The following is a 23529-nucleotide window of genomic DNA, read 5'->3' on the forward strand; positions in this document are numbered from 1 at the left end:
TCCCGCAAGCAGGGAACCCGTTTCAGGGCAGGCGCAGCAGGATCTTCAGGCCGTCGGTGGCCGCGTCGGCCGGCAGGTAGCCGATGGCCGCCGGATTGGCCGCCACCCACTGGCGCGCTTCGCTGACGCTGCCGGCCTCGCGCGGTGGCAGCGCGCGCCCGGAGAACACCTGGCGTGACCACCAGGCGCGGATCTGCGCGGGATTCTTGCCGGTGAGCAGCAGGTAGAAGCGGTCGCGCAGATTGCCCGGGGGCAGGTCCACCAGCATCGCCGTGCGCCCGTCCGGCAGCGCGTCGCGGCGGCCCAGGTAGAGTTGCTCGGCCTGCTCGCGCGACAGCGCCGGCAGGGGATTGTCCGCGTGGCCGATCAGCACGAACTCCGCGCGAACACCGGCCACCCACAGCAGCAGGGCGCACGCGGCCAGCAGGGGGTGCAGTGGGCGGGGCATCAGAACACCACGTCCAGCGACAGGCTGAGCAGGTGCACCGTGCGCCCGTCCGGCGTGGTGCCGGGCGTGGCGGAATTCGGAAAGTACGATCCCCAGGCGCCCCGATCGACGCGTGCGCGGCTCCATTCCACCTTGAACGCGGTGTCGCGCGCGAAATCCCAGCGCGTGCCGACGGCGAGGCTGCGCTGGGCGTCGTTGCGTGAAGCGGCGAAGGCCTCCACCGCGGCGGCCAGCGGTGCGGGCAGGCCGTCGGCGCGTGCCACCGGGCGCTCCTGGCGCTGGCGGGCCAGGGTGAGGTAGGGCGTGAAGGCGCCGAAACGCCTGCCGGCGGTGAGGTACCAGGCGTGCGCGCTGTTGACGTAGCGGTCGGCGCGCCGGTAGACGAACTCGCCGATCAGCATGTTCCGGCCGTCGTCCCACTGGAAGCCGGCCGAACTGAAGCCGGCGTGCCCCTGCTTGCCGGACAGTCTTGCGGGCAGGGCCGCGGCGGCACCGCCGGCGAGATTCAGCGCGCCGACCAGCTGGTGGTAGGCGGGGTCGTTCCAGCGTAGCTGCAGGCGCCCCTCGCCATGGCCGGCGTGCAGGCTGAAGTGTTCCCCGACCAGGGCCAGGTTGAGGCCGCGAATCCGGCGCATGCGGGCCTTGCCTTCATCGAGCAGATCGATCCGGCCGGTGCCGTAGTAGGGCTTGATTTCCAGATCGAGCCTGCCGAGTGGCACCTGCCAGAGCAGATCGAAGCCGTCCAGATCGCTGAACGGGTTGAGGCTGTAGACCTCCTGCGGCGGACGTACCCACGGGTGGGCGTAGTTGACGTAGAGCGAGTCGGACAGCATGAAGAAAGGCGCGCGCAGGCGGCCGATGCGCGCGCTCAGCGTGGGGGTGGGGGCGAAGCGCCAGAATGCCCAGGTGATGCGTGGGTCGTAGGAGCCCAGCGGGGATTCGTGGGTCATCGCCTGCACGGTCAGGTCGCCCGCCTTGCCCAGGCGCAGGCTGCCCTGCACGCCCGCCAGGGTGTCGTTGCCGAAATCGACGCGCCTCTTGCCGGGTTTGTTGAAGCCGGAGCGGTAGAACCACAGGTCGCTGCGGTCGACGGCCGTGGCGCCCAGCGTGGCGAAGCCGGACAGATGCAGACCGGTGGCGCCGCCTTCGTCCTGTGCCCCGGCAGGGAGGGCGGCAAACGCCAGCGCCAATGCGCCGGCGAGGACGGCCAGCACGCGCGTCGCGCTCATCGTACGGTCTCCCCGGCGGCGAGCAGGGCGAAGGCGGCCTCGCCGTCGAGCGGGCGGTCGTACAGATAGCCCTGGCCGAAGTCGCAGCCCATCGCGCGCAGCAGTTCTTCCTGTTCGGTGGTCTCGATGCATTCGGCGACCACGCTCATGCCCAGGTCGTGGGCCAGTTCGATGCTGCGCCGGACGATGGCGCCCAGGCGGGCGTCGCCGGCCAGGTTGCGCACGAAGGAACCGTCCAGTTTGACCGTGTCGCAGGGAATGGTGTGCAGATAGCTGAGCGCCGAGTAGCCGGTGCCGAAGTCGTCGATCAGCACGCGGATGCCGGCGCGCCGGATGCGCGCGAGCATGGCCGGCGCGGGGCCGTCGGCCGCGGCCGCGGCGCTTTCGGTGACTTCCACGCGCACGGCCTCGGTGGGCAGGCCGTGGCGCTGGATGCAGTCGAGCACCAGCTTGGGCAGGTCGGGCTCGAGGAACTGGCGGGCGGAGAGGTTGATGCTGACCGGCGGAACCTGTCCGGCGCCGAGCCGGTGGCGCCAGGCAGCGAGGTCCGCGCAGGCGCGTTCGAGCACCTGCATGCCGATCTCGTGGATCAGCCCGAGGGTTTCGGCCAGTGGCACGAAGGCCAGCGGGCCGAGTACGCCGTGCTGCGGGTGCGGCCAGCGCACCAGGGCTTCCAGGCTGGTGACGCGCCGGTCGTCCAGGGCGACGATGGGCTGGTAGTACACCGCCAGGGCGCGGCGGGTCAGCGCGCCGCGCAGGTCGGCCTCCAGGCGCAGGGCGTGCAGGGTCTGGGTGTGCATGCCGGGTTCGAACACCACCACCGTGCCGTCGCCCCCGCGCCGCGCGCGGTGCAGGGCGTTGTCGGCGTCGCGCAGCATGGCTTCGGCATCGTCGTGGTAATCCTTGGAGAGCGCCACGCCGATGCGCGTCTTGGGGTACACCGCGTGCCCGGCCACGGTGGCCGGGCGGGCCAGCGCATCGCGCAGTTCCGCGGCGATGCGGCCGGCTTCGTCGGCGGCGGATACACCGTTGAGCAGCACGGCGAACAGGTCGCCGCCGATGCGCGCGGCCACGTCGCCGGCGCGCAGGTGTTCGCCGATGCGTTCCGCGACGCGGCGCAGCAGTTCGTCCCCGGCGAAGTGGCCGAAGCTGTCGTTGATCAGGCGGAAGCGCTCCAGGTTGACGGTGAGCACGGCGAAACGCAGCTTGTCGCTGTAGCGCTGGCGGCCGAGCGCGCTGTTGAGATGCTCGACGAACAGCGCGCGGTTGGGCAGGCCGGTGAGCGGGTCGTGCAGCGCGTCGTGCTGCAGGCGCTGCTGAGCCTGCCGGCGCGTATGCACGTCGGCCAGCGAACCGGCCATGCGGAAGGCGCGGCCGTCGGTGTCGCGCCGCGCCACGCCTCGGGTGAGCACCCAGCGGTAAGCGCCGTCCGGCAGGCGGATGCGGTGTTCGAGCATGAACTGGGTGCTCTCGCCCTTGAGGTGCTCGCGCAGTTCGGCGAGGAAACGCGCCGAGTCATCGGGATGCAGGCTGGCGGCGATGTCGCCGGGCGCCGCCTGGGTGGTGGTGGCGTCGCGTCCGGCGATCTCGAAGCAACGCGGTGACAGGTACAGCGTACCGGCGGCGATGTCCCAGTCCCACACGCCGTCGTTGGCGCCATGCACGGCCAGCGCGTAGCGTTCCTCGCTGGCTTGCAGGCGGGTGGCGGTGTACTCCAGTGCTTCGATGCGGTCCTGCAGGCGGTCGGCCATGCGGTTGAAGTGGCGCGACAGGCTGGACAGTTCGTCGTGGCCCTCTTCCGGCAGACGATGGTCCAGATGGCCTTCGGCGAGCGCTTGGCTGCCGGCCAGCAGCCGGCCGAGCTTGCGGGTGAGCAGATAGCCGATCAGCGAGAGCAGTACGCAGGTGAGGGCGATCTCGGCCAGGGCGATGGCCGCGCCCTGTTCGAGGATGGCCTGGCGGGCGGCGGTGAGCGTGGAGACCGAAACGCCGAACTGCAGGTAGCCGACCTCGTTGCGGTCGAGCAGCAGCGGCCTGCGCACGTGGATCAGGCCGTCGCGCGGCATGGCTTCGAGGCGGCCATCGCCCCAGCGGTGGGGCGGCGGCGTGCGGTCCATCGCGGGCAGGCCGGCGCTGACCAGCAGCCGGCCGTCCGGGCGGGCGATGCGCACGTAGACCAGGCCCTCGCCGGCATCGTCGAGCAGTTCCCCGAGCACGTCCTGCAAGCCTGCGTAGCCGCCGTGGGCGCTCTGCGTGGTGGCGGCCACGGCGTGCAGCATGGCGGCATTCTGTTCCACCAGCGTGCGCAGGCTGGCATGGGCGGCTTCGTCCATCAGCCGCACGCTGTTGGCCAGCAGCAGGGTGAGCAGTACGACCTGGACCACGGTGCTGGCGAGCAGCAGACGGATGCGGATCGAACTGGGCTTGAAAGGCAGCGGCAAGTCGTTCTTCCGGGTCGGGGCGCAGGCGGAGATGCAGAAGTGGTGGGCCTTTCGCCGAATTGTAAGTGAATTTCTTACTTCGGGTTGATGAATCGATATGCCGTTCTGCTTGCCGGGTCAGCGCCGGGCCTGTCGTCTGACCGCGCTGGCGGCATCGACCTTGCCGTCGCAGGCGAAGGCCTCCAGATTGGTTTCGATGCGATCCGGGTCGTACAGATAATTGACCATCATGCCCCAGGATTGCTCCAGCCCCTTGTGAGAAATGTCGGCCATCCAGTTCAAACGTTCCACGCGCGCGCCGTTGCCCAGGTGGAAGCGCGCCACCGGATCGGCGGCGCGGCCGTCGCGGCGGGCTTCGAGCAGATAGCGTGCGGCCAGGCGCAGCAGCGGGTCGCGCAGCGCGCGGGCGAGCGCGGGATCGTCCTGCCAGCCGGGCTGGCTGTCGAGGAAGGCGCGCAGGCGGGGCGATTCCGCGTCTGCCACGCCGGCGGCGGCCAGGCGCTTCCAGTCGGTGGCGGTGAACGCGGCGGCGATCTCCGCCGGATGGCGGCGTGCCCAGCGCGCCAGGCCGGGAATCGGCGACAGGGTGGCGAAGGTGTCGAGTCTGGGGAAGTCGCGGCGCAGGTCCTCCACCACGCGCTTGAGCAGGAAATTGCCGAAGGACACGCCGCGCAGGCCGTCCTGGGTGCTGCTGATCGAGTAGAAGATGGCGGTGCGCGCGTGCGCCGAGTCGAGCACCGGGGCATGTTCGTCGAGCAGCTTCTGCACGTTGTCGGCGAGTTCCTCGACCAGTGCCACTTCCACGAAGATCAGCGGTTCGAGCGGCATGCGCGGGTGGAAGAAGGCGTAGCAGCGGCGGTCGGAATCGAGACGGTTCTTCAGGTCGGTCCAGGAGCGGATCTCGTGCACGGCCTCGTACTCGACCAGCTTTTCCAGCAGTGCGGCGGGCGAGTGCCAGGTGATGCGCTGGAGTTCGAGGAAGCCGACGTCGAACCATGCGCTCAGGCGTGCTTCCAGCTCGCGGTCGAGCGGCTTGAGTTCCTTGTCACTGGTGAGAAAGCGCAGCAGGTCGGTGCGCAGGTCGACGAGGAATTTCACCCCCTGCGGAATGGCATTGAACTGGGTCAGGATGCGGATGCGCGACGAGCGCATGGCCGCACGCAGCTGGGCCTCGGCGTCCCACTGGCGCTCGCCGCCCACGGCATCCTGGTAGGCCTCGTGGGCCTTGGCGACGCGTTTGGGGTCGGGACCGAACTCGAGCGCGATGATGCGCAGGAAGGCGTGCCGGCCGGCGTCGTCCAGGCGCAGATAGGTTTCCGCCAGGCGCGCGGCGCGCTGCCGCGTGGATACCTCGCCGCCGCGCCCCTCGGCGCATTCGCGCAATTGCTGGCGGATGCGTTCGAGCGTCTGTTCGGAAGGTTCGGTCTTTTTTGCCGTGGCGCCGCTGACCATGGCGCGGACCTTGGACAGGCCGCGCGATACCAATCCTGTGGGCATTTTGTCTCCTCGTTCTGTCGGGTGAGCGGATAGTAGCCCGGGTAAGAGCCTGTCTACGATCTTTTCATGGGCCCCGCCGCCTCTATGTGCGGCGTGTGGGAAAGGTGAGTAAGATTGCCGTACGCGTAAGCGGACCACTCCTCCTCGCCCAGGCGCCCGCCATGCCCTACCGCAGCCTGCGCGCCAGCGCCCCGCCCGGGCGTCTGGCGCTCTCCATCGCGCTGATCTACGCTGCGTTGTCCACCGGCTGGATCATCTATTCCGACCGCTTGCTGGCGGTGTGGCTGCGCGACCCCGTCCAGCTCACCGAGATGCAGACCTGGAAAGGGCTGTTTTTCGTGTTCTCGACCACCTTGCTGGTGTGGGCGATGATCCGCTACGGTTTTGCCTCGCTGTGGTCGCTGCAGCAGCGCCTGGCCGACCGCGAGGCGGCTTTCCGCGTCGCCTTGCACGCGACCCGCCTGGGGTTGTGGGACTACCGGATCGGGCACGGGGCCGTCGATACCAGCGAGGCGGTGGCGCGCATGCTGGGCCATGCGCCGGAGACGTTCCGCGAAACGGTCGGCGCCTGGGTGGAGCGCCTGCATCCGGAAGACCGGGAACTGGCGCGCGCGCGTTTCCGCAATTACCTGGAGGGGCGCACGCGCGAGTACGCCAGCGAGTACCGCATGCGCATGGCCGACGGCAGCTATCGCTGGTTCCGCTCGGCCGGAGAGGTCATCGAGCGCGACCCGCAGGGCCGTCCGCTGCGGGTGATCGGCACCTATCTGGACATCCACGAGCAGGTCGAAAGCTTCCGCCGCATCGCCGAGAGCGAGGCGCGCGCGCGCCTGTACCTGGAGCGCATGCCGATCGGCTGCGTGATCACCGACACCGACTGGAAGGTCGTCGAATGCAACCCGGCCTTCCAGCAGATCTTCGGCTACAGCAGCGAGGAACTGGCGGGGCGCAGCGTGTTCGACACCCTCATCCCGGACAGCGCCCGGGCGCAGACCGAGGTGGTGCTGGAGCGCCTGCGCGCGGGCAACTTCGATGCCCACAACGTCAATGAAAACATTACCCGCGACGGCCGGCGCATCCTGTGCGAATGGTTCAACACGCCGATCCGCGATGCCAACGGGGAGGTCACCCAGTTGATCGCCATGGCCATCGACATCTCCGCGCGCGACGGCGGCGAACGCGCGCTGGCGGACAGCCATCGGCGCCTGTCCGAGTTGTCCGCGCGGCTGATGCAGATCCAGGAGGAAGAGCGCGGCCGGCTGGCGCGCGAACTGCACGACGAGATCGGCCAGCAGCTCGCCGCCGTGCAGTTCAATCTGCACGCATTGGCCCATGAAGCGTCCGGCGATGGCTCGCGCGCCCGCCTGGACGACTGCATGGGCATCATGGAAACCACCATCCGGCGTATCCGCGACCGCGCGCTGGACCTGCGCCCGTCCATGCTCGATGACCTCGGCCTCGGGCCGGCGCTGGCCTGGTACTGCCAGGGACAGGCCGAGCGCACCGGGGTGAAGATCGTGCTGAGCGGCGTGGAAGGCATCGGGCGGCTGGACGAACCGGCCGAGACGGCGGCCTTCCGCATCGTGCAGGAATCGGTCAACAACGCCCTGCGCCATGCCCAGCCCGCGCGCATCGGTGTCAGCCTCCAACTGACCGACGGCGTGTTGACCCTGCGCATCGAGGATGACGGACACGGCTTCGACCCCGGGGGCGGCCGTGCGCCGGGCGCCCACCTGGGGTTGGCCGGCATGCGCGAGCGCGCCGAACTGGCCGGCGGTTCGTTCGAGCTCGGCTCCGCGCCGGGGCGCGGCACGTACGTGCTGGCCCGCCTGCCGGCGACCGGCCGCAGCGGGGCGGCGGGTTGAAGCGGCGCGTGCTGATCGCCGACGACCACGCGCTGGTGCGCGGTGGGCTGCGCGCATTGATCGGCGCGCTGGACAGCTTCGAAGTGGTCGGCGAGGCGGCGGACGGCGACGAGGTGGTGGTGCGCGCCGTGGAGCTCGACCCGCAGATCATCCTGATGGATCTGTCCATGCCGCGCGCCGGCGGCATGCAGGCCATCGCGCGGGTGCATGCCGTGCGTCCCGCGTGTGCGATCCTGGTGCTGTCCATGCATGCCTCGGACTACTACGTCGGCGAGGCCCTGCAGGCCGGCGCGGTCGGCTACCTGGTCAAGGACTCCGCCCCCGAGGAACTGGAAAGCGCATTGCATGCCGTGGCGGCCGGCGGGCATTACCTTTCCCCGCGCCTGGCATCGCAGCGCGCGCGCGCCGGGGCCGATCTGCTCACCCCGCGCCAGCGCCAGATCCTGCGCCTGATCGCCGAGGGGCTGGGTACCCGCGAAATCGCCGAACGCCTGGAAATCAGCGTGAAGACCGTGGAAACCCATCGCGCGCAGATCATGCAGCGCCTGGATATCCACGACGTGGCCGGACTGACCCGGCACGCCATTCGCATCGGACTGATATCGCCCGAAGAGTGAGAAAAAAGTCACGCCGCAGCAAATATTTTTTTCCGCAAATTACGGAGCGCTTGACCGGAATCAGGGATTTCCTGATGCCAAACGGCTGATGATTCGGGCATCATTCAGACATCGTCCAAGGTCCTGTCCGTCATGTTCCCTGCTCCCGGTGCCGCTTCGCTTTCCGCCGCCGCCCCGTCGATCGACGGCAGCGGCGCCCTGCGCGTGCTGCTCGCTTCGCCCACCGACGTGCGCTGCGAGCGTCTGGAAGCCTTCCTGGCGAACACCCCGGATATCGAACTGGCCGGCTGGACCGACAGCGAAAGCCGCGCCATGCAGCTGTTCTTCCTGCTCACCCCGGATGTCACCGTGCTCGACTGGCGGGTTTCGGTGTCGCAGCCGGCGCGCTTCGTCGGCCTGCTTAAGCGGGTCGCGCCCTACGCGCGCATCGTCTCGGTGGTGCCCGCGCAGGATTCCATGCCGGCGCGCGCCGCGCGCGCGCTGGGTGCCGACGCGGTGGTCACGTCCGACGATCTGCAGGCCTGTCTGGAAGCCCTGGTCATCGACCGCGAGAGCGTGCCCGCGCGCTTCCGCTGAGCAGGGCGCGGGTCCGCGTCGTCCGCTGCAGCGCCGTTCAGGCGCGCGTGCGGGACACCGCCAGCAGCCACACCCCCACGACCATCATCGGCACGCACAGCCACTGCGCGGTGGACAGCCCCAGCGTCAGCGTGCCGAAGATGCCCGGATCCGGCGTGCGGAAGAACTCCGCGCCGAAGCGCAGCAGCCCGTAGCCCAGCAGGAAGGCGCCGGATACCGCGCGCAGCGGGCGCGGGCTGGCGGAGAACCACCACAGTACGATGAACAGCAGCAGGCCTTCGCCCGCCGCCTGATACAGTTGCGAGGGGTGGCGGGGCAGTTCATCCACCCACGGAAACACCATCGCCCAGGGCAGATCGGTGCTCGCCGGGCGGCCCCACAGCTCGCCGTTGATGAAGTTGCCGATGCGCCCGGCGGCCAGCCCGGTGGGCACCAGCGGGGCGATGAAGTCGGTGACCTGCCAGAAGCCCTTGCCATGCCGGCGGCCGTACAGCCACATGGCCGCCAGCACGCCGAGGAAGCCGCCGTGAAAGCTCATGCCGCCCTTCCAGATCGCCGGGATTTCCAGCGGATGGGCGAAGTAGTACGCCGGCTCGAAGAACAGCACCTCGCCCAAGCGCCCGCCGATCACCACGCCGAGCACGCCGTAGAGCAGCAGATCGTCGATCTGCACCGGCGTCCACCCCAGTTCCGGGCGGCGGCGTGCGTGCAGGCGGCCGAGCAGCATGAACAGCCCAAAGGCCAGCAGGTACATCAGCCCGTACCAATGCACGGAGAGCGGACCGAGGGAAATGGCGACCGGGTCGAACTGCGGATGGACGAGCATGGTGGTTTCCTGGCTGCGGGGATCAGTCGAACTGGGCGCGGAACTTGTCGAACTCGCCGCGCAGCCAGTCGATCTCCTGGCGCAGGCGGCGCACCTCGTCCTCCAGTTCGGCCAGGCGTCCGCGCGCGGCGGGCGCGGGGTCGGCCGCGCCTTCGGAAGCCAGCGCGCTCAGCACCGGCTCGCCGCCCAGCAGATGGGCCCAGCGCGTTTCCTTGGTGCCCGGCGCGCGCGGCAGGGCCACGGCCATGGGCGGATATTTTTCCGCCAGATGTTCCAGCACGGCCTCCACCTCGGCGATGTCGCCGAAGCGGTGCATGCGCTCGCAGCGGCTGCGCACCTCACCGGCGGTCTGCGCGCCGCGCAGCAGCAGGGTGGCCAGCACGGCCTGTTCGGCGGGCGGCAGCGAGTGGCGCAGACGGATCAGGTGCTCGTACTTGGCCACGCGCGCGCCGGCCTGGTCGCGGCGCGATACCAGCCGGCGGGCCAGCAGGCTGTCGAGCGCGCCCTGCACGGCTTCCTCGCCCAGTTCCATGACCGGCTCGCGGCCGGTGAGCTGGTTGCAGCCGCCGAGCAGCGCATTGACTGACAGGGGGTAGTTGTCCGGGGTGATGAAGCTCTTTTCGATCAGCACGCCGAGCACGCGCAGTTCGATGGGGTCGAGGTCGAAGGCCGCGTCGGTGGTGGAGGAATCGGCGTCGTGCATGGCGTGGGGCGCGGAAACGGCGGAAGGTGGGAAGCCGGCATGATAGCGCAGCGCGCCGCCGGCCCCCGCCTTGGGGCGTGCGGGCCGGCGCTCAGTTGGCCGGCTGGCGCTTGCCGCCGTCCGCCTTGGCGCGGCCGAACAGGCGTTGCAGCCACTGGGCGAAATCGTCGACGTAGGTGAACACCGCCGGCACCACCAGCAGGCTGAGCACGGTGGAGGTCATCAGCCCGCCGATCACCGCCACCGCCATCGGCGAGCGGAAGCTCATGTCGGCACCGCCCAGGGCGAGCGCCACCGGCATCATGCCGGCGCTCATCGCCAGCGTGGTCATGATGATCGGCCGGGCGCGCTTGTGGCAGGCGTCGAGCAGCGCCTCCAGGCGGCCCATGCCGTGCTCGCGGCGTGCGACGATGGCGTATTCCACCAGCAGGATGGAGTTCTTGGTGGCGATGCCCATCAGCATGATCAGGCCGATCAGCGAGGGCATGGAAAAGCTCTTGCCGGTGAGCAGCAGGCCGACGAAGGCGCCGCCCAGCGACAGCGGCAGCGCGGCAAGGATGGTCACCGGGTGCAGCAGGTCCTTGAACAGCAGCACCAGCACCACGTAGATGCTCACCACGCCGGCCAGCATGGCCAGGCCGAAGCTGGCGAACAGTTCGCCCATGACCTCGGCGTCGCCCACGTCGATGGGCCGCACGCCGGGCGGCAGGCCGGCGATGGCGGGCAGTTCGCGCACCGCCGCGGTGACCTCGCCCAAGCCGCGCCGGCCCAGTTCGATCTCGAAGTTGACGTTGCGCGCGCGGTCGTAGCGGCTGATCACCGCCGGGCCGCCGGCCATCTCCAGGGCGGCCACCTCGCCCAGGCGCACCGGGCCGCGGCTGCCCGGCACGGTCAGGCGTTCGAGCACCGCGAGGTCCTCGCGCGCGGCGTCGTCCAGGCGGACCACGATGGGTACCTGGCGGCGCGGCAGGTTGAGCTTGGGCAGGTACTGGTCGTAGTCGCCCACGGTGGCCACGCGCAGGGTGTCGGCGATGGCGGCGGTGCTCACGCCCAGGTCGGCGGCGCGCGCGAAGTCCGGGCGCACGGCGATTTCCGGGCGGATCAGGCTGGCGTTGGAGCTGACGTTGCCGATGCCGGGGATGGTGCGCAGGTCGCGCTCCACGGCGCGCGCGGCGTCGGCCAGGGCCTGCGGGTCGTCGCTGGCCAGGGCGAGGATGTACTTGTCGTTGGAGCCGCCCAGGCCGACCTTGACGCGCAGGCCGGGCAGGTCGGCCATGGACTCGCGCAGGCGCTGTTCCAGTTCCTGCTTGAGCGGGCGTTCGCCGCGCGCGCCGAAGCGCAGGGTGAGGGTGGCGCGGCGCGGTTCGGCGGTGGCGCTGCCGGCGAACGGGTCGCTGCCCGCGCTGCCGCCGCCGATGGCGGTGTAGATGCGCTCGACGTGGCCCACCGCCATGGCGCGCTGGCGGGCCAGTTCGGCCATCGCCAGGGTGTCCTGCAGGCGGCTGCCGGGCGGCAGTTCGAGCTGGATCTGCGTCTGCGCATTGTCGTCGGCGGGGATGAAGCCGGACGGCAGCAGCGGGATCAGCGCCAGCGAGCCGGCGAAGAACAGCAGCGCGGCCACCAGCGTGGCGCGCCGGTGGCGCAGGCACCAGGCCGACATGCGCATGTAGGCTTCCAGCCAGCGCGGCTCGCGGTCCGGCGCGACCATGGGCTTGAGCAGGTAGGCGGCCATCATCGGGGTGAGCATGCGTGCCACCACCAGCGAGGCGAACACCGCCAGCGAGGCCGTCCAGCCGAACTGCTTGAAGAAGCGCCCGGCGATGCCGCTCATGAAGGCGGTGGGCAGGAACACCGCGATCAGCGTGAAGGTGGTGGCGATCACCGCCAGGCCGATCTCGTCGGCCGCTTCCATGGCGGCCTGGTAGGGCGGCTTGCCCATGCGCAGGTGGCGGACGATGTTCTCCACCTCGACGATGGCGTCGTCCACCAGGATGCCGATGACCAGCGACAGGGCCAGCAGGGTGATGATGTTGATCGAGAAGCCCAGCAGGTACATGCCGATGAAAGCCGGGATGACCGACAGGGGCAGGGCCGTGGCGGAGACGATGGTGGCCCGCCAGTCGCGCAGGAACAGCCAGACCACCACCACGGCGAGCAGCGCGCCCTCGTAGAGCAGGCGCATGGAGCCGTCGTATTCGTCCTGGGCGATGTCGACGAAGTCGAAGGTCTGGGTGAGTTGCAGATCGGGATGTTCGCGTTGCAGGGCCTGCAGCGCGCGGGCCACGCCTTCGCCCACCTCGATTTCGCTGGCGCCCCGGCTGCGCGAGATTTCGAAGCCGATCACCGGCCTGCCGTCGAGCAGCGCCGCCGCGCGCACCTCGGCCACGGTGTCGCGCACCGTGGCGATCTGGTCGATGCGCACGCGGCGGCCGTCGTTCAGGGTGAGCTGCAGCGCGCCGATCTCGGCAGCCTCGCCCACCGTGCCCAGCGTGCGCATGGGCTGTTCGGCGCCGCCCAGGTCGGCGCGGCCGCCGGCACTTTCCATCTGCACCTGGCGCAGGCGCTGGGAGACTTCCGCCGCGCTCACGCCCAGCGCCTGCAGGCGCAGCGGGTCGAGCGCCACGCGCACCTCGCGGGTGACGCCGCCCACGCGGGTCACCGCGCCCACGCCGGGCACGGCCAGCAGGCGGCGGGTCAGCGTGTCGTCGACGAACCACGAGAGCGCCTCGTCGTCCATCTCCGGCGAGGCGATGGCGTAGGCCTGGATGGGCTGGGAGGACAGTTCCAGCTTGTTGACGATGGGATCGCGCAGGTCGGCGGGCAGGTCGGCGCGCACGCTGCTGACCGCCGAGCGCACGTCGTCCACCGCTTCCTGCACGGGTTTTTCCAGGCGGAATTCGGCGGCGATGGTGGCCGTGCCATCGACCAGCGTGGAGGTGATGTGCTTGAGCCCCTGGGTGGTGGCGATGGCGTTCTCGATCTTGCGCGCCACGTCGCTTTCCAGCTGCCCCGGCGAGGCGCCCGGCAGGCTGGCGGTGACCACCACGATGGGCAGGTCCATGTCCGGGAAGTTCTGCACCTTCATCAGGTGGAAGGAGAACAGCCCGGCCAGCGTGAGCAGCACGAACAGCATGGCTGCGGCCAGCGGATTGCGGATCGACCAGGCGGAGAAGTTCATGGCGCGGGTGTCGCCGCGGCGGGCGGCGCGACCACGCGCACCAGGTCGCCGTCGTTGAGGAAGGCACCGCCGCGCTCGACCACGCGGGCATCGGCCGGCAGGCCGTCGAGAATCGCCACGCGGTCGCCGTCGCGTGCGCCGGGATGCACGCGCAGCATGCGTACGCGCGACCCGTCGCCGACCACGAACACGTGGCTGAAGCCGTCGCGCACCACCACGGCCTGCTGCGGCACGGTCAGCGCGTCCTGCTCGCCGAGCAGGAACTCGCCGCGCGCGAACATGCCGGGCAGCAGCGCGGCGGGCGCTACGGGTGTTTCAGCGGCCAGCGCGGGCAGATCGACATAGACCAGGGCGTTGCGCGTGCGCGCATCGACCACCGGGGCGACCAGGCGGATGCGTCCTTTTACCGCTTGGCCGTCGGCGGTGGACACGCGTGCCGCCATGCCGGGGCGCAGGCGCGGGGCGTCGGCGGCGGTGAGTTCGGCGCGCCATTCCAGGCGGCCCTGGCGCAGCAGGCGGAACAGTTCGCCGCCCACGCCCGCCACCGCGCCCACGCTGGCCGTGCGCGTGGAAATCACCCCGTCGTCCGGCGCCAGCACGCGGGTGCGGCGCAGGCGCAGTTCCTCGGCCGCCAATGTGGCCTGGGCGGCTTGCAGGCGCGCCTCGGCGCTCTGTTCGGCACTCAGCATGGCGCTGATCTGCTGCTGCGCCAGCGCGCCGCTGTCGCGCAGCGCGCGGGCGCGGGCGGCGTTGTCGCGCGCTTCCGCCAGCGCGGCCTGGGCTTCGGCCTGCGCGGCCCGCGCGCGCGCCACGTCGGTGCGCACGGTTTCGTCGTCGAACACCGCCAGCACCTGCCCGGCGCGCACGCGGTCGCCCACGTCGGCACGTACCTCGGTGAGCCGCAGCCCGCCCACGTCGGCGCCGATTTCGGCCTCCTGCCAGGCGGCCACGTCGCCGTTGGCGGGCAGGGTGACGGGCAGACGCTGGGCGAGAGGCTGCACCACCGTGACGGTGAGTGCCGGGCGCAGCGTTTCCGCCGCGGGATCGGGGTCGGCGGCCTGGGCCGGCGGCGCCGGACGCAGTACGAATACCAGCCCCGCGGCGAGCAATGCTGCGGTCAGGAGGATGTGAGCGGCTTTCATCGTGTCGGAAAAAGGTCGGGGCACGGGTGTGCGACCGCCGTCGCGCAAGGGGAAGCCCGGAGGAGCCGGGTGGGGGTCGATTCTACCTGTCGCCGGGCGCGCCGCCAGCGGGTCCGTTACAGCGGTCGCAGTGGCGCACCTCGATCATCGGGTGATGGATGTCGGGCAGGTCGCGCAGACGGGCACGGAAGTCGTCCGGGGTGGCCGAAGCGTGGCTGACCACGCCGGCCACCAGGGTCCAGGCGCCCTGGCCCACCGACCACAGATGCAGGTCGGTGACGCGCGCGTCGCCCAGGCTTTCCAGACGCTCGCGCACCTGGGCGCGCAGGCTGTCCGGCCCTTCCGCGTCGAGCAGCACCGCGCCGGTCTGGCGCAGCAGGCCGATCGCCCAGCGCGCGATCACCAGTGAAGCAACCAGGGCAATCAGCGGATCCAGCCAATTCCAGCCCCACAGCCAGGCGGCCAGCAGGCCTGCGATGGCGGCCACCGAGGTGACCGCGTCGGCGATCACATGCACGAGCGCGGCCCTCAGGTTGTTGTCCTGGCGGACGTGGGCGTGCCCGCCGTGTGCATGCTCGTGGTCATGGCCGTGGTGGCCGGGATCGTGCTCGTGAGGGTGCGTGTGCCCGTGATCATGATGGTGGCCGTGCTCGTGGCTGCTCGCCAGCAGCCAGGCCGAAAGCAGGTTCACCGCCAGGCCGATGACCGCCACGCTCATCGCCTCCACCGCCATCAGCGGCTGGGGCGCCAGCAGGCGCTGGATGGATTCGGCCACCAGCCACAGGGTGCTGATGCCGAGGAACAGCGCGCTAGTATAGGCCGCCAGATCGCCGATCTTGCCGCTGCCCAGGCTCAGGCGGCGGTCGTTGGCGTGGCGGCGCGCCAGATAGTAGGCCGCGGCGGCCAGCCCGAGCGCCAGCGCGTGCCCGGCCATGTGGATGCCGTCGGCCAGCAGGGCCATCGAGCCGGTGATCCAGCCGCCGACCACCTCGGCCAGCATGGTCGCCAGGGTCAGCAGAGTGACCCACAGCGTGCGGCTTTCCGCCTTGTGGCGCGAGCCCTGGCCGAAGTCGTGCGGGTGCTGGTTGTGGCGCGCGGTTTCGCAGGAGTGGGCGGTCAGGGTCGGCTGGGGCATGGCGATCGGCTCCCGGTGAGTGGGGGAAGCATAATCCAGCGTCCGCCTGCGGGACACCTCTGGCGGCGATCTGCCGTATGGCCGTGGCCTTTCACGCGCCGCGGCGGGTACTTACGGCCCGGACGCATGGCGGTACAATCACCGGTTCCCCACGCAGACTTTTCGCGGAGTCCCGTCATGCCCCAGTACCGTTCCCGCACCTCCACCGCCGGCCGCAACATGGCGGGCGCCCGCGCCCTGTGGCGCGCCACAGGCATGAAGGACGGCGACTTCGACAAACCCATCATCGCCATCGCCAACAGCTTCACCCAGTTCGTGCCCGGCCACGTGCACCTGAAGGACATGGGCCAGCTGGTGGCGCGCGAGATCGAGGCGGCCGGCGGCGTGGCCAAGGAATTCAACACCATCGCCGTGGACGACGGCATCGCCATGGGCCACAGCGGCATGCTGTATTCGCTGCCCTCGCGCGACCTGATCGCCGACAGCGTGGAATACATGTGCAACGCCCACACGGCGGACGCGCTGGTGTGCATCTCCAACTGCGACAAGATCACCCCGGGCATGCTGATGGCCGCGCTGCGCCTGAACATCCCGGCGATCTTCGTATCCGGCGGACCGATGGAGGCCGGCAAGGTCAAGTGGGAGGCCAAGGTGATTTCGCTGGATCTGGTGGATGCCATGGTCAAGGCCGCCGACAAGAACTGTTCGGACGAAGAGGTGGACGCCATCGAGCGTTCCGCCTGCCCGACCTGCGGTTCCTGTTCCGGCATGTTCACCGCCAACTCGATGAACTGCCTTACCGAGGCGCTGGGCCTGTCGCTGCCGGGCAACGGCACCACGCTGGCCACCCATGCGGACCGCGAGAAGCTGTTCAAGGAAGCCGGCCGGCGCATCGTGGACATCGCCCGGCGCTGGTACGAGCAGGACGACGCCTCGGTGCTGCCGCGCTCCATCGCCAGCTTCCAGGCCTTCGAGAACGCCATCAGCCTGGACGTGGCCATGGGCGGCTCCACCAACACCGTGCTGCACCTGCTGGCGGCCGCGCGCGAGGCCGGGGTGGACTTCACCATGAAGGATATCGACCGCATCAGCCGCCGAGTGCCTTGCCTCTCCAAGGTCGCCCCGGCGGTGGCCGACGTGCACATCGAGGACGTGCACCGCGCCGGCGGCATCATGGGCATCCTCGGCGAACTGGACCGCGCCGGCCTGCTGCACCGCGACGTGCCCACCGTGCACAGCAAGACCCTGGGCGAGGCGCTGAGCCGTTGGGACATCATGCAGGCCCACGACAAGTCGGTGTTCGACTTCTTCCTCGCCGCGCCGGGCGGCGTGCCCACCCAGGTGGCGTTCTCGCAGAACCGCCGCTGGAACGAACTGGACATGGACCGCGCGCGCGGCGTGATCCGCAACAAGGCCAACGCCTTCACCACCGACGGCGGGCTGGCGGTGCTGTACGGCAACATCGCCGAGAAGGGCTGCATCGTGAAGACCGCCGGGGTGGATGAATCCATCTGGCAATTCACCGGCAAGGCGCGCGTGTATGAAAGCCAGGAAGACGCCGTGGAAGGCATTCTGGGCGAACAGGTGCAGGCCGGCGACGTGGTGGTGATCCGCTACGAAGGCCCCAAGGGCGGCCCCGGCATGCAGGAAATGCTCTACCCCACCTCCTACCTGAAGAGCCGCGGCCTGGGCGCGCAGTGCGCGCTGCTCACCGACGGGCGCTTCTCCGGCGGCACCTCCGGCCTGTCCATCGGCCATGCCTCGCCGGAAGCGGCGATGGGCGGGGCCATCGGCCTGGTGGAGGATGGCGACACCATCGAGATCGACATTCCCAAGCGCCGCATCCATCTGGCGGTGAGCGACGAGGAACTGGCCCGCCGCCGCGCCGCGATGGACGCCAAGGGCGCGCAGGCGTGGAAGCCGGCCAGCCGCCAGCGCACCGTGTCCGCCGCGCTGCAGGCCTACGCGGCGCTTACCACCAGCGCGGACACGGGCGCGGTGCGCGACGTCACCCAGATCCGGCGTTGACGCCGGATCCCACGGGCAGTGGGGCTCATCCCCTGCCCGTGGTCATCTTGAGCAGCGTCCTGTCCTCGAGCGTGTAGTGGTGATACAGGGCCGCCCCGGCGTGGCCCAGGATCAGCAGCCAGACCAGATAGGCGCCGCCGTTCTTGTGGATAAAATCCATCGGTTGCTCGAATTCCTTGAAGCCCAGCCCCATCCAGCCTTCGACCACCGTCTTGAACAGATACGTGTCCTCGAACTTCGGCACGTCGAAGAGAAAGAACAGCTCGGTGGCGACCCCCGTTCCCAGGTAGCCGGTCAGCGGCATGACGATCAGCACGGCGTACAGCGCCAGATGTCCGCCGTGCGCCGCCAGGTGTGCCAGCCTGCTGCCGGGCTCCGCACGCGGCCGCTTGTTCGCCAGGCTCCAGACGATACGCAGCAAGGCCAGCACGCCGATGCTGACGCCGAATGACAGATGCAGCTGCAGCGCCGTCCAGTTCTCCGGGGTTCGCGGTTCGGTGAACCAGTGGCGGTAATACACCGCGGCGTATGCGGTGAGGAATAGCAAGGCGGTGACCCAGTGGAGGGTTTTCGCTACCAGGCCGTAATTCAGATCGGAGTTCTTCAGCATCGAGGGGCTTCCTGTATTGGCGCTGCATGTCAGGAAAGTTGCGGTCCGCCAGTTTGCTGCGGCACAGCATGGACTCGCCGGTGCGGCGAATGTTCCGTGCATCGGCAGCGGCCGGCATGGAAGCGGCCGGTATCCGCTTGTCAAGAGCGCAGCGCGGCGATACGACAATGCGCGGGGCGTCAGGCAGGGGCCATGAGCGGTGCGCGGCTTCAGCCGGCCGGAGTGCTGAGCGCCGCCCGGCGGGCGGGAACGGGTGGGTGCCCGGCGGGCAGGCCGATGCCATAGACCGCCGTGGCCAGCCCGGCCACCAACTCGGCGCAGTCGCTGCCGTGGTCCCAGGGCAGCAGCACCGCCGCATCGGTGACGCCCAGGCTGGCCAGTTGGTGCGGCACGCCCCAGCCGTGGCGCAGGTGGCCGCCGCCGATCAGGCCGACCACCAGCGCGCCGGGCCGCTCGGCGCGCACGGCGGCGATGCCCTCGGCCATCGCGCGGTCCCACATCAATTGCGCTTCGACGAAGCGGCGGCGGGCCGCGTCGTCGTCCGCCGCGCCGTCCGGGTGGTGCGCGCGGCGGATGGCGTGCAGCCAATCCACATAGGCCGCCGCAGGCTCCGCCGGGCGGCCCACGCCCTCGCGCTGTTCGGCCGGCACGCCGTCGTAGCCGGCGCGTCCCACTGCGCGTACCAGTGTGCGTTCGACGTTGAGTGCGCGTAGCGGGATGCGGTGGTCGCGCGCGAAGCGGAAGATGTCCAGGTACAGCGCCGCGTCGTGATTCCATACACGGGCCCAGTCGCTGCGTTCCAGGAAGGCGGCCTCGTCCAGCTCGCCGGCCACCCAGGCATCGAGTGCCGGCTGTACCCGGCGAGGGAACATCTCCAGGCCGATCACCATGTCCTTGTGGCGGGCGTACAAGGCTGCCAGGGTTTCCAACTGCCAGCGGTGGTGGGCCATGCTGTCATGGCGTTCGCCGAGCAGCACCACGCCATTCCCTGTCAGGTCGCCGAGCAACGCATCGCGCTGCAGTTCCCCGCCGCCCGGGGCGACCCAGGCGGCGTCAGGCACACAGGCTGGCCCCGACGTCCGTCCACCGGCCGGGCCGGCGCTCATGCAGGCGGTCAGCAGCAGTAGTGCGAACAGGGCAGTCGCCTTCATGTCGATCTCCTTTCCCGGTCGCCAAGCCGTTCGCCCAGTCGGCGAGCGGCCTTGCGGACGTGCTGCACGCACGCTTCATGGTGTTCGGATTCGGTGGGGTGGGCTTGGTTCCTACCGCCTCTTGCGCGGCGCAGCGAAAGGCGGGATGCTCCTTTCCTTTAAGGAGTTTCATCGTGAGCTGGAGCCTGTGGGTCGCCTTTCTGGTCGCGGCCATCGTCATCGCCGTTAGCCCCGGCCCCGGGGCGGTGCTTTCCATGGCCACCGGGCTGCGCCATGGCTATGGCGGGGCCTTGCGCGCGATCGCGGGCCTGCAGATCGCACTGCTGATCCAGCTTGCGGTGGTGGCCCTGGGCCTGGGCGCGGTGCTGGCCACCTCGGCCACCGCATTCCTGGCGCTGAAGATTGCCGGCGCGGCTTATCTGGTGTGGCTGGGCGTGCAGAAGTGGCGCGCCCGCCCGGAGCCGCTGGACGAGGCCGGCGCCGCGCTGCCCGCGCGGCGCGGCGGCCTGCTGCTGCAGGGGCTGCTGGTCAATCTGACCAATCCCAAGGCGATCATCTTCATGGCCGCGCTGGTGCCGCAGTTCATCAATCCGCGCGAGCCGCAGTTCATCCAGTTCGTCATCATCGGCCTGACCATGACGGCGGTGGATACGCTGGTGATGTCCTGCTACGCGGGGCTGGCCACGCGGTTCCGCCCGCTGCTGCGCAATCCGCGCGCGCTGCGCCTGCAGAACCGCGTGTTCGGCACGCTGTTCGTCGGCGCCGGAGCGGCGCTGGCGGCTTCCTCGCGCTGAGGGTTCGGGCGGGGTGACTGCTCAGTCGGCCGCGAGGCCGGCGAGCAGGGTGGCGAGATTGTGGCGCATCATCGCCACATAGGTGGGCGCCGGGCCGCCGGCCGCCGACAGCGCGTCGGAATACAGCGTGCCGCCCAGGCGCGCGCCGCCCTCGGCGCGGATGCGCTCCACCAGGCGGCGGTCCACCACGTTTTCCAGGAATACCGCGGGCACCTTTTCCGCGCGCACCTGACGGATCAGCCGGGCGATGCCCTGGGCGCTCGGCTCGGCGGTGCTGGCCACGCCGCGCGCGGGCAGGAAGCGCACGCCGTAGGCGCGGTCGAAATAGGCGAAGGCGTCGTGCGAGCTGACCACCTTGCGGCGTTCGGCCGGCAGCGTCGCCAGCGCGGCGCGGATTTCGGCGTCGAGCGCGTGCAGTTCGGCCGTGTAACGCTCTGCGTTGGCGCGATAGTCCTGCGTGCCGGCGGGGTCGGCAGCGGCCAGCGCGTCGGTGATGTTGCGCACGTAGATCACCACGTTGCGCACGTCCTGCCAGGCGTGGGGGTCGAGGTCGCCGTGGTCGTGGTGGCCGTGCCCATGTCCATGATCGTGCGCTTCTTCCGCATGCAGCGCTTCGATGCCCTGCGCGGCAAGCACCAGCGGCGCGCGGCTGCCGGCGGAGCGCGCCAGGCGCTCCACCCAGTTGTCGAAGCCCAGCCCATTGGCTACCACCAGCGTGGCGGCGCCCACCAGGCGGGCGTCCGAGGGGCGTGGCTGGAAGCCGTGGGCATCCTGGTCGGGGCCGACCAGCGCGCGCACGCTGACGCGTTCGCCGCCGACCTGGGCGACCAGATCGGCGAGGATGGAGAAGCTCGCCACTACCTCCACGCGCTCGGCGCGCGCGGGTTGCAGGGCGGCGGCCAGCAGCAGGGCGGAGAGGGCGAGCAGACGGAGCAGGGGGCGCATGGGGAGCGTGACGGCAATCAGGATTCGAGGTGTTTGCGGATCGGCAGGCGGCCGGCGAGCAGGCCGTCCGGGGCGAGCAGCAGCGAGCCGAGGTAGGCCAGCCCGCACATCAGCACGATGGCCGGGCCGGCCGGCACGTCGGCGTGGAAGGACAGCAGCAGGCCGGCCAGTGCGCTGCCGAAGGCGATGCCCACAGCGATGGCCAGCAGCGGCCCCAGCGCGCGCGCCCAGACCCGCGCAGCGGCGGCCGGCAGGATCATGATGCCCACCGCCATCAGCGTGCCCAGGGCGTGGAAGCCGGCCACCAGGTTGAACACCACCAGCGCCAGAAAGCCGTAGTGCGCCAGCGGCGACAGCCGGCTGACCCCGCGCAGGAAGGCCGGGTCGAAGCATTCCAGCGCCAGCGGGCGCAGCAGCGCGGCGAGCGCCAGCACGGTGAGGCTGGCGATGGCGGCGATGAGCAGCAGCGAGCCGTCGTCGAGCGCCAGCACCGAGCCGAACAGCACGTGCAGCAGGTCGAGGTTGTTGCCGCGCAGGGAGACGATCATCACTCCAGCGGCCAGCGAGAGCAGGTAGAAGGTGGCCAGCGTGGCGTCTTCCTTGAGCACCGAGCTGCGGCTGACCACGCCGGCGGCCAGCACCACCAGCAGGCCGGCGGCGATGCCGCCCACGGTCATCGCGCCCAGGGACAGGCCGAAGGCCAGGTAGCCGAGCGCGGCGCCGGGCAGGATGGCGTGGCTCATGGCGTCGCCCATCAGGCTCATGCGGCGCAGCAGCAGGAACACGCCCACCGGCGTGGCGCCCAGGGAGAGCGCCAGGCAGCCGGCCAGCGCGCGGCGCATGAACTCGAATTCGATGAAGGGCTGGATGAAGAAGTCGATCATGCGTGGGCGTCTTCCGCGCGGTGGCACACTGCCGCGCTGTCGTCGAAGGCTTCGGACAGCGCGCGCGCGCGTTCCAGCAGCGGCTCGGTGAGCACCTGGGCGGTGGGGCCGAAGGCCACCGGCTCGCGCGCCAGCAGCAGGCAGGCGGGGAAATGGCGGCGTACCAGGTCGAGGTCGTGCACCACGGCGAGGATGGTGCGGCCTTCGCGCTGCCAGTCCAGCAGGATCCGGGTGAGATCGGCCACGGTGCGTGCGTCGAGCGCGGCAAAGGGTTCGTCGAGCAGGATCAGCGCGGCGTCCTGCAGGATCAGCCGGGCGAAGCGTGCACGCTGCAGTTGTCCGCCGGACAGCGAGCCCAGCGGCCGTGCTTCGAAACCGGAGAGGCCCACGGCCGCCAGCGCCGCGCGCACGCGTTCGTGGTGCGCGGCCGTGAGACGGCCGAAGGCGCCGATCTCGCGCCACAGGCCCATCGCCACCATCTCGAACACCGACACCGGAAAACTCAGGTCCAGGTCGCCGCGCTGCGGCAGGTAAGCCAGCGTGGCACGCCCGCCGGGGTCGAGGGCAATGCGCCCGCCGAGCGGGCGCAGTTCGCCGGCGATGCCCTTGAGCAGGGTGGATTTGCCCGCGCCGTTGGGGCCGACCACGGCGAGCAGCGTGCCGGCGGGGATTACGGTGCTGAGGTGATGGACCGCCGGGTGGCGGTCGTAACCCAGCGTGAGGTCGTCGCAGCGGATCATCCGGGCGTTTTCAACCGAGCGCCCAGAGCACCGCCAGCCACAGCACCGCCAACGCCCCGAGCGCCATCCCCAGGCGCGTGCCCAGGCCGGCCGACAGCAGACCGGCGGGGTCGCGGCGGCGCCGGGGGGCGTGGGAATGGTCGTGGTGGGCGTGGTTCATGGACGGCGGTGCGTCGGGCGGGGGTGGGATGATGCAACGCAGTTGCGTTAAAGGCAAGCGCCGTTCATGGCGTGGGCGGCGGGGCGGTACAGTCCGCACAGGCGCCGTGCAGCACCAGCTCGGCCTGTTCCAGGCGGAAGCCCGCCGGCAGCGCGCCGGCCAGTGCCGGTTCCACTTCGTCCAGGCACAGCACGCGGCCGCAGCGCTGGCAGTGGAAATGCGCGTGGCGGTGGCCCGTGTCGCGCACCAGTTCGAACTTCCACGCGCGGTCGCTGCCCGCCACGCGGGTGGCGATGCCCTGTTCCACCAGCCAGTCGAGGGCGCGGTACAGGGTGACGCGGTCGTGCTGCTCGCCGGCGGCTTCCAGCTCGGCGGCGATCTGGTCGTGGTTGAGCGGTCGCGGCGCGCTGCGCAGCACGTCGAGCACCGCCACGCGGGTGCGGGTGACGCGTCCGCCGCGCGCGGTGATCAGCTCACGGGCGGAAGGGGCGTCCGGCGCGGCGGGGTGGGAATGGGCAGTGTCGGGGTTTGCGATCATTTGTGCAACATTGTAGCATTTG

Annotated in this window: 21 protein-coding genes; 5 read left to right on the forward strand and 16 right to left on the reverse strand. The window is 70.4% G+C overall.

The annotated features are described in order from the left end of the window. Positions 1 to 22: 22 nt before the first annotated feature. The 4 genes from E6C76_RS17265 to E6C76_RS17280 form a co-directional block, all read right to left on the reverse strand. The gene (locus E6C76_RS17265) at positions 23 to 448 is read right to left on the reverse strand and encodes a hypothetical protein (protein WP_136349487.1); all 426 of its coding nucleotides are present in this window, start codon (positions 446 to 448) and stop codon (positions 23 to 25) included. After that, complete coding sequence (locus E6C76_RS17270; RefSeq protein WP_136349488.1) at positions 448 to 1677, reverse strand: hypothetical protein; 1230 nt, start codon at positions 1675 to 1677, stop codon at positions 448 to 450. The genes E6C76_RS17265 and E6C76_RS17270 overlap by 1 nt, the downstream gene beginning before the upstream one ends. Then, on the reverse strand, positions 1674 to 4118 hold the full coding sequence (locus tag E6C76_RS17275) for an EAL domain-containing protein (RefSeq protein WP_211090261.1): 2445 nt from the start codon (positions 4116 to 4118) through the stop codon (positions 1674 to 1676). Before E6C76_RS17275 ends, E6C76_RS17270 begins: the two co-directional genes overlap by 4 nt. A gap of 117 nt (positions 4119 to 4235) precedes the next feature. Continuing rightward, positions 4236 to 5615, reverse strand: a complete 1380-nt coding sequence (locus tag E6C76_RS17280) for a malonyl-CoA decarboxylase (RefSeq protein ID WP_136349489.1) — start codon at positions 5613 to 5615, stop codon at positions 4236 to 4238. Between the two features lie 161 nt (positions 5616 to 5776). On the opposite strand from E6C76_RS17280, the gene E6C76_RS17285 reads away from it, so the two are divergent. The 3 genes from E6C76_RS17285 to E6C76_RS17295 all read left to right on the forward strand — a co-directional run bounded on the left by E6C76_RS17285 (position 5777) and on the right by E6C76_RS17295 (position 8673). Then, positions 5777 to 7480, forward strand: coding sequence for a PAS domain-containing sensor histidine kinase (locus tag E6C76_RS17285; protein ID WP_136349490.1), 1704 nt, complete (start codon positions 5777 to 5779; stop codon positions 7478 to 7480). 8 nt (positions 7481 to 7488) lie between these two features. Continuing rightward, the gene (locus E6C76_RS17290) at positions 7489 to 8097 is read left to right on the forward strand and encodes a response regulator (RefSeq protein ID WP_211090262.1); all 609 of its coding nucleotides are present in this window, start codon (positions 7489 to 7491) and stop codon (positions 8095 to 8097) included. A 132-nt stretch (positions 8098 to 8229) separates the two neighbouring features. Then, the gene (locus tag E6C76_RS17295) at positions 8230 to 8673 is read left to right on the forward strand and encodes a helix-turn-helix domain-containing protein (RefSeq protein WP_136349492.1); all 444 of its coding nucleotides are present in this window, start codon (positions 8230 to 8232) and stop codon (positions 8671 to 8673) included. 37 nt (positions 8674 to 8710) lie between these two features. Here the strand turns inward: E6C76_RS17295 and lgt are convergent, their stop codons facing one another. From lgt to dmeF, 5 genes are all read right to left on the reverse strand, one after another. Beyond that, the gene (gene lgt / locus E6C76_RS17300; RefSeq protein WP_136349493.1) at positions 8711 to 9499 is read right to left on the reverse strand and encodes a prolipoprotein diacylglyceryl transferase; all 789 of its coding nucleotides are present in this window, start codon (positions 9497 to 9499) and stop codon (positions 8711 to 8713) included. Positions 9500 to 9521: 22 nt separating this feature from the next. Beyond that, positions 9522 to 10202 carry a YceH family protein gene (locus tag E6C76_RS17305; RefSeq protein ID WP_136349494.1) on the reverse strand — a complete coding sequence of 227 codons (681 nt, stop codon included), beginning with the start codon at positions 10200 to 10202 and terminating at the stop codon, positions 9522 to 9524. 91 nt (positions 10203 to 10293) lie between these two features. Then, on the reverse strand, positions 10294 to 13380 hold the full coding sequence (locus E6C76_RS17310; RefSeq protein WP_136349495.1) for an efflux RND transporter permease subunit: 3087 nt from the start codon (positions 13378 to 13380) through the stop codon (positions 10294 to 10296). Continuing rightward, complete coding sequence (locus E6C76_RS17315; RefSeq protein WP_136349496.1) at positions 13377 to 14522, reverse strand: efflux RND transporter periplasmic adaptor subunit; 1146 nt, start codon at positions 14520 to 14522, stop codon at positions 13377 to 13379. Before E6C76_RS17315 ends, E6C76_RS17310 begins: the two co-directional genes overlap by 4 nt. 82 nt (positions 14523 to 14604) lie before the next feature. Then, the gene (gene dmeF / locus E6C76_RS17320) at positions 14605 to 15657 is read right to left on the reverse strand and encodes a CDF family Co(II)/Ni(II) efflux transporter DmeF (protein WP_136349497.1); all 1053 of its coding nucleotides are present in this window, start codon (positions 15655 to 15657) and stop codon (positions 14605 to 14607) included. 177 nt (positions 15658 to 15834) lie between these two features. Here dmeF and ilvD point away from each other — a divergent pair, with 177 nt between their 5' ends. Beyond that, on the forward strand, positions 15835 to 17685 hold the full coding sequence (gene ilvD, locus E6C76_RS17325; RefSeq protein WP_136349498.1) for a dihydroxy-acid dehydratase: 1851 nt from the start codon (positions 15835 to 15837) through the stop codon (positions 17683 to 17685). A gap of 25 nt (positions 17686 to 17710) precedes the next feature. Here ilvD and E6C76_RS17330 read toward each other — a convergent pair whose 3' ends face one another. Then, positions 17711 to 18295 carry a cytochrome b gene (locus tag E6C76_RS17330; RefSeq protein ID WP_136349499.1) on the reverse strand — a complete coding sequence of 195 codons (585 nt, stop codon included), beginning with the start codon at positions 18293 to 18295 and terminating at the stop codon, positions 17711 to 17713. 209 nt (positions 18296 to 18504) lie between these two features. After that, complete coding sequence (locus E6C76_RS17335) at positions 18505 to 19446, reverse strand: ChaN family lipoprotein (RefSeq protein WP_211090263.1); 942 nt, start codon at positions 19444 to 19446, stop codon at positions 18505 to 18507. A 173-nt stretch (positions 19447 to 19619) separates the two neighbouring features. On the opposite strand from E6C76_RS17335, the gene rhtB reads away from it, so the two are divergent. Next, the gene (rhtB, locus tag E6C76_RS17340) at positions 19620 to 20240 is read left to right on the forward strand and encodes a homoserine/homoserine lactone efflux protein (protein WP_136349500.1); all 621 of its coding nucleotides are present in this window, start codon (positions 19620 to 19622) and stop codon (positions 20238 to 20240) included. A 21-nt stretch (positions 20241 to 20261) separates the two neighbouring features. Here rhtB and E6C76_RS17345 read toward each other — a convergent pair whose 3' ends face one another. From E6C76_RS17345 to E6C76_RS17360, 5 genes are all read right to left on the reverse strand, one after another. Next, entirely contained in the window at positions 20262 to 21185 is a 924-nt protein-coding gene (locus tag E6C76_RS17345; protein ID WP_136349501.1) for a metal ABC transporter solute-binding protein, Zn/Mn family, read from the reverse strand. Positions 21186 to 21202: 17 nt separating this feature from the next. Beyond that, positions 21203 to 22069: a metal ABC transporter permease gene (locus E6C76_RS17350; RefSeq protein ID WP_136349502.1), complete on the reverse strand. Its 867-nt coding sequence runs from the start codon at positions 22067 to 22069 to the stop codon at positions 21203 to 21205. Further along, positions 22066 to 22809, reverse strand: a complete 744-nt coding sequence (locus tag E6C76_RS17355; protein WP_136349503.1) for a metal ABC transporter ATP-binding protein — start codon at positions 22807 to 22809, stop codon at positions 22066 to 22068. The genes E6C76_RS17350 and E6C76_RS17355 overlap by 4 nt, the downstream gene beginning before the upstream one ends. 10 nt (positions 22810 to 22819) lie before the next feature. Further along, the gene (locus E6C76_RS22110) at positions 22820 to 22969 is read right to left on the reverse strand and encodes a hypothetical protein (protein WP_168734368.1); all 150 of its coding nucleotides are present in this window, start codon (positions 22967 to 22969) and stop codon (positions 22820 to 22822) included. A 64-nt stretch (positions 22970 to 23033) separates the two neighbouring features. Beyond that, positions 23034 to 23507, reverse strand: a complete 474-nt coding sequence (locus E6C76_RS17360; RefSeq protein ID WP_136349504.1) for a Fur family transcriptional regulator — start codon at positions 23505 to 23507, stop codon at positions 23034 to 23036. Positions 23508 to 23529: the final 22 nt, after the last annotated feature.

The organism is Pseudothauera nasutitermitis, from assembly GCF_004801295.1.
In the GTDB taxonomy this organism is placed as follows: domain Bacteria; phylum Pseudomonadota; class Gammaproteobacteria; order Burkholderiales; family Rhodocyclaceae; genus Pseudothauera; species Pseudothauera nasutitermitis.

Excerpts from the sequence above, each read along its gene's own strand:
- E6C76_RS17265 (WP_136349487.1), bottom strand. The coding sequence starts at position 448 with ATGCCCCGCCCACTGCACCCCCTGCTGGCCGCGTGCGCCCTGCTGCTG.
- E6C76_RS17270 (WP_136349488.1), bottom strand. The coding sequence starts at position 1,677 with ATGAGCGCGACGCGCGTGCTGGCCGTCCTCGCCGGCGCATTGGCGCTG.
- E6C76_RS17280 (WP_136349489.1), bottom strand. The coding sequence starts at position 5,615 with ATGCCCACAGGATTGGTATCGCGCGGCCTGTCCAAGGTCCGCGCCATG.
- E6C76_RS17285 (WP_136349490.1), top strand. The coding sequence starts at position 5,777 with ATGCCCTACCGCAGCCTGCGCGCCAGCGCCCCGCCCGGGCGTCTGGCG.
- E6C76_RS17295 (WP_136349492.1), top strand. The coding sequence starts at position 8,230 with ATGTTCCCTGCTCCCGGTGCCGCTTCGCTTTCCGCCGCCGCCCCGTCG.
- lgt (WP_136349493.1), bottom strand. The coding sequence starts at position 9,499 with ATGCTCGTCCATCCGCAGTTCGACCCGGTCGCCATTTCCCTCGGTCCG.
- E6C76_RS17305 (WP_136349494.1), bottom strand. The coding sequence starts at position 10,202 with ATGCACGACGCCGATTCCTCCACCACCGACGCGGCCTTCGACCTCGAC.
- E6C76_RS17310 (WP_136349495.1), bottom strand. The coding sequence starts at position 13,380 with ATGAACTTCTCCGCCTGGTCGATCCGCAATCCGCTGGCCGCAGCCATG.
- E6C76_RS17315 (WP_136349496.1), bottom strand. The coding sequence starts at position 14,522 with ATGAAAGCCGCTCACATCCTCCTGACCGCAGCATTGCTCGCCGCGGGG.
- dmeF (WP_136349497.1), bottom strand. The coding sequence starts at position 15,657 with ATGCCCCAGCCGACCCTGACCGCCCACTCCTGCGAAACCGCGCGCCAC.
- ilvD (WP_136349498.1), top strand. The coding sequence starts at position 15,835 with ATGCCCCAGTACCGTTCCCGCACCTCCACCGCCGGCCGCAACATGGCG.
- E6C76_RS17330 (WP_136349499.1), bottom strand. The coding sequence starts at position 18,295 with ATGCTGAAGAACTCCGATCTGAATTACGGCCTGGTAGCGAAAACCCTC.
- E6C76_RS17335 (WP_211090263.1), bottom strand. The coding sequence starts at position 19,446 with ATGAAGGCGACTGCCCTGTTCGCACTACTGCTGCTGACCGCCTGCATG.
- E6C76_RS17345 (WP_136349501.1), bottom strand. The coding sequence starts at position 21,185 with ATGCGCCCCCTGCTCCGTCTGCTCGCCCTCTCCGCCCTGCTGCTGGCC.
- E6C76_RS17350 (WP_136349502.1), bottom strand. The coding sequence starts at position 22,069 with ATGATCGACTTCTTCATCCAGCCCTTCATCGAATTCGAGTTCATGCGC.
- E6C76_RS17355 (WP_136349503.1), bottom strand. The coding sequence starts at position 22,809 with ATGATCCGCTGCGACGACCTCACGCTGGGTTACGACCGCCACCCGGCG.
- E6C76_RS22110 (WP_168734368.1), bottom strand. The coding sequence starts at position 22,969 with ATGAACCACGCCCACCACGACCATTCCCACGCCCCCCGGCGCCGCCGC.
- E6C76_RS17360 (WP_136349504.1), bottom strand. The coding sequence starts at position 23,507 with ATGATCGCAAACCCCGACACTGCCCATTCCCACCCCGCCGCGCCGGAC.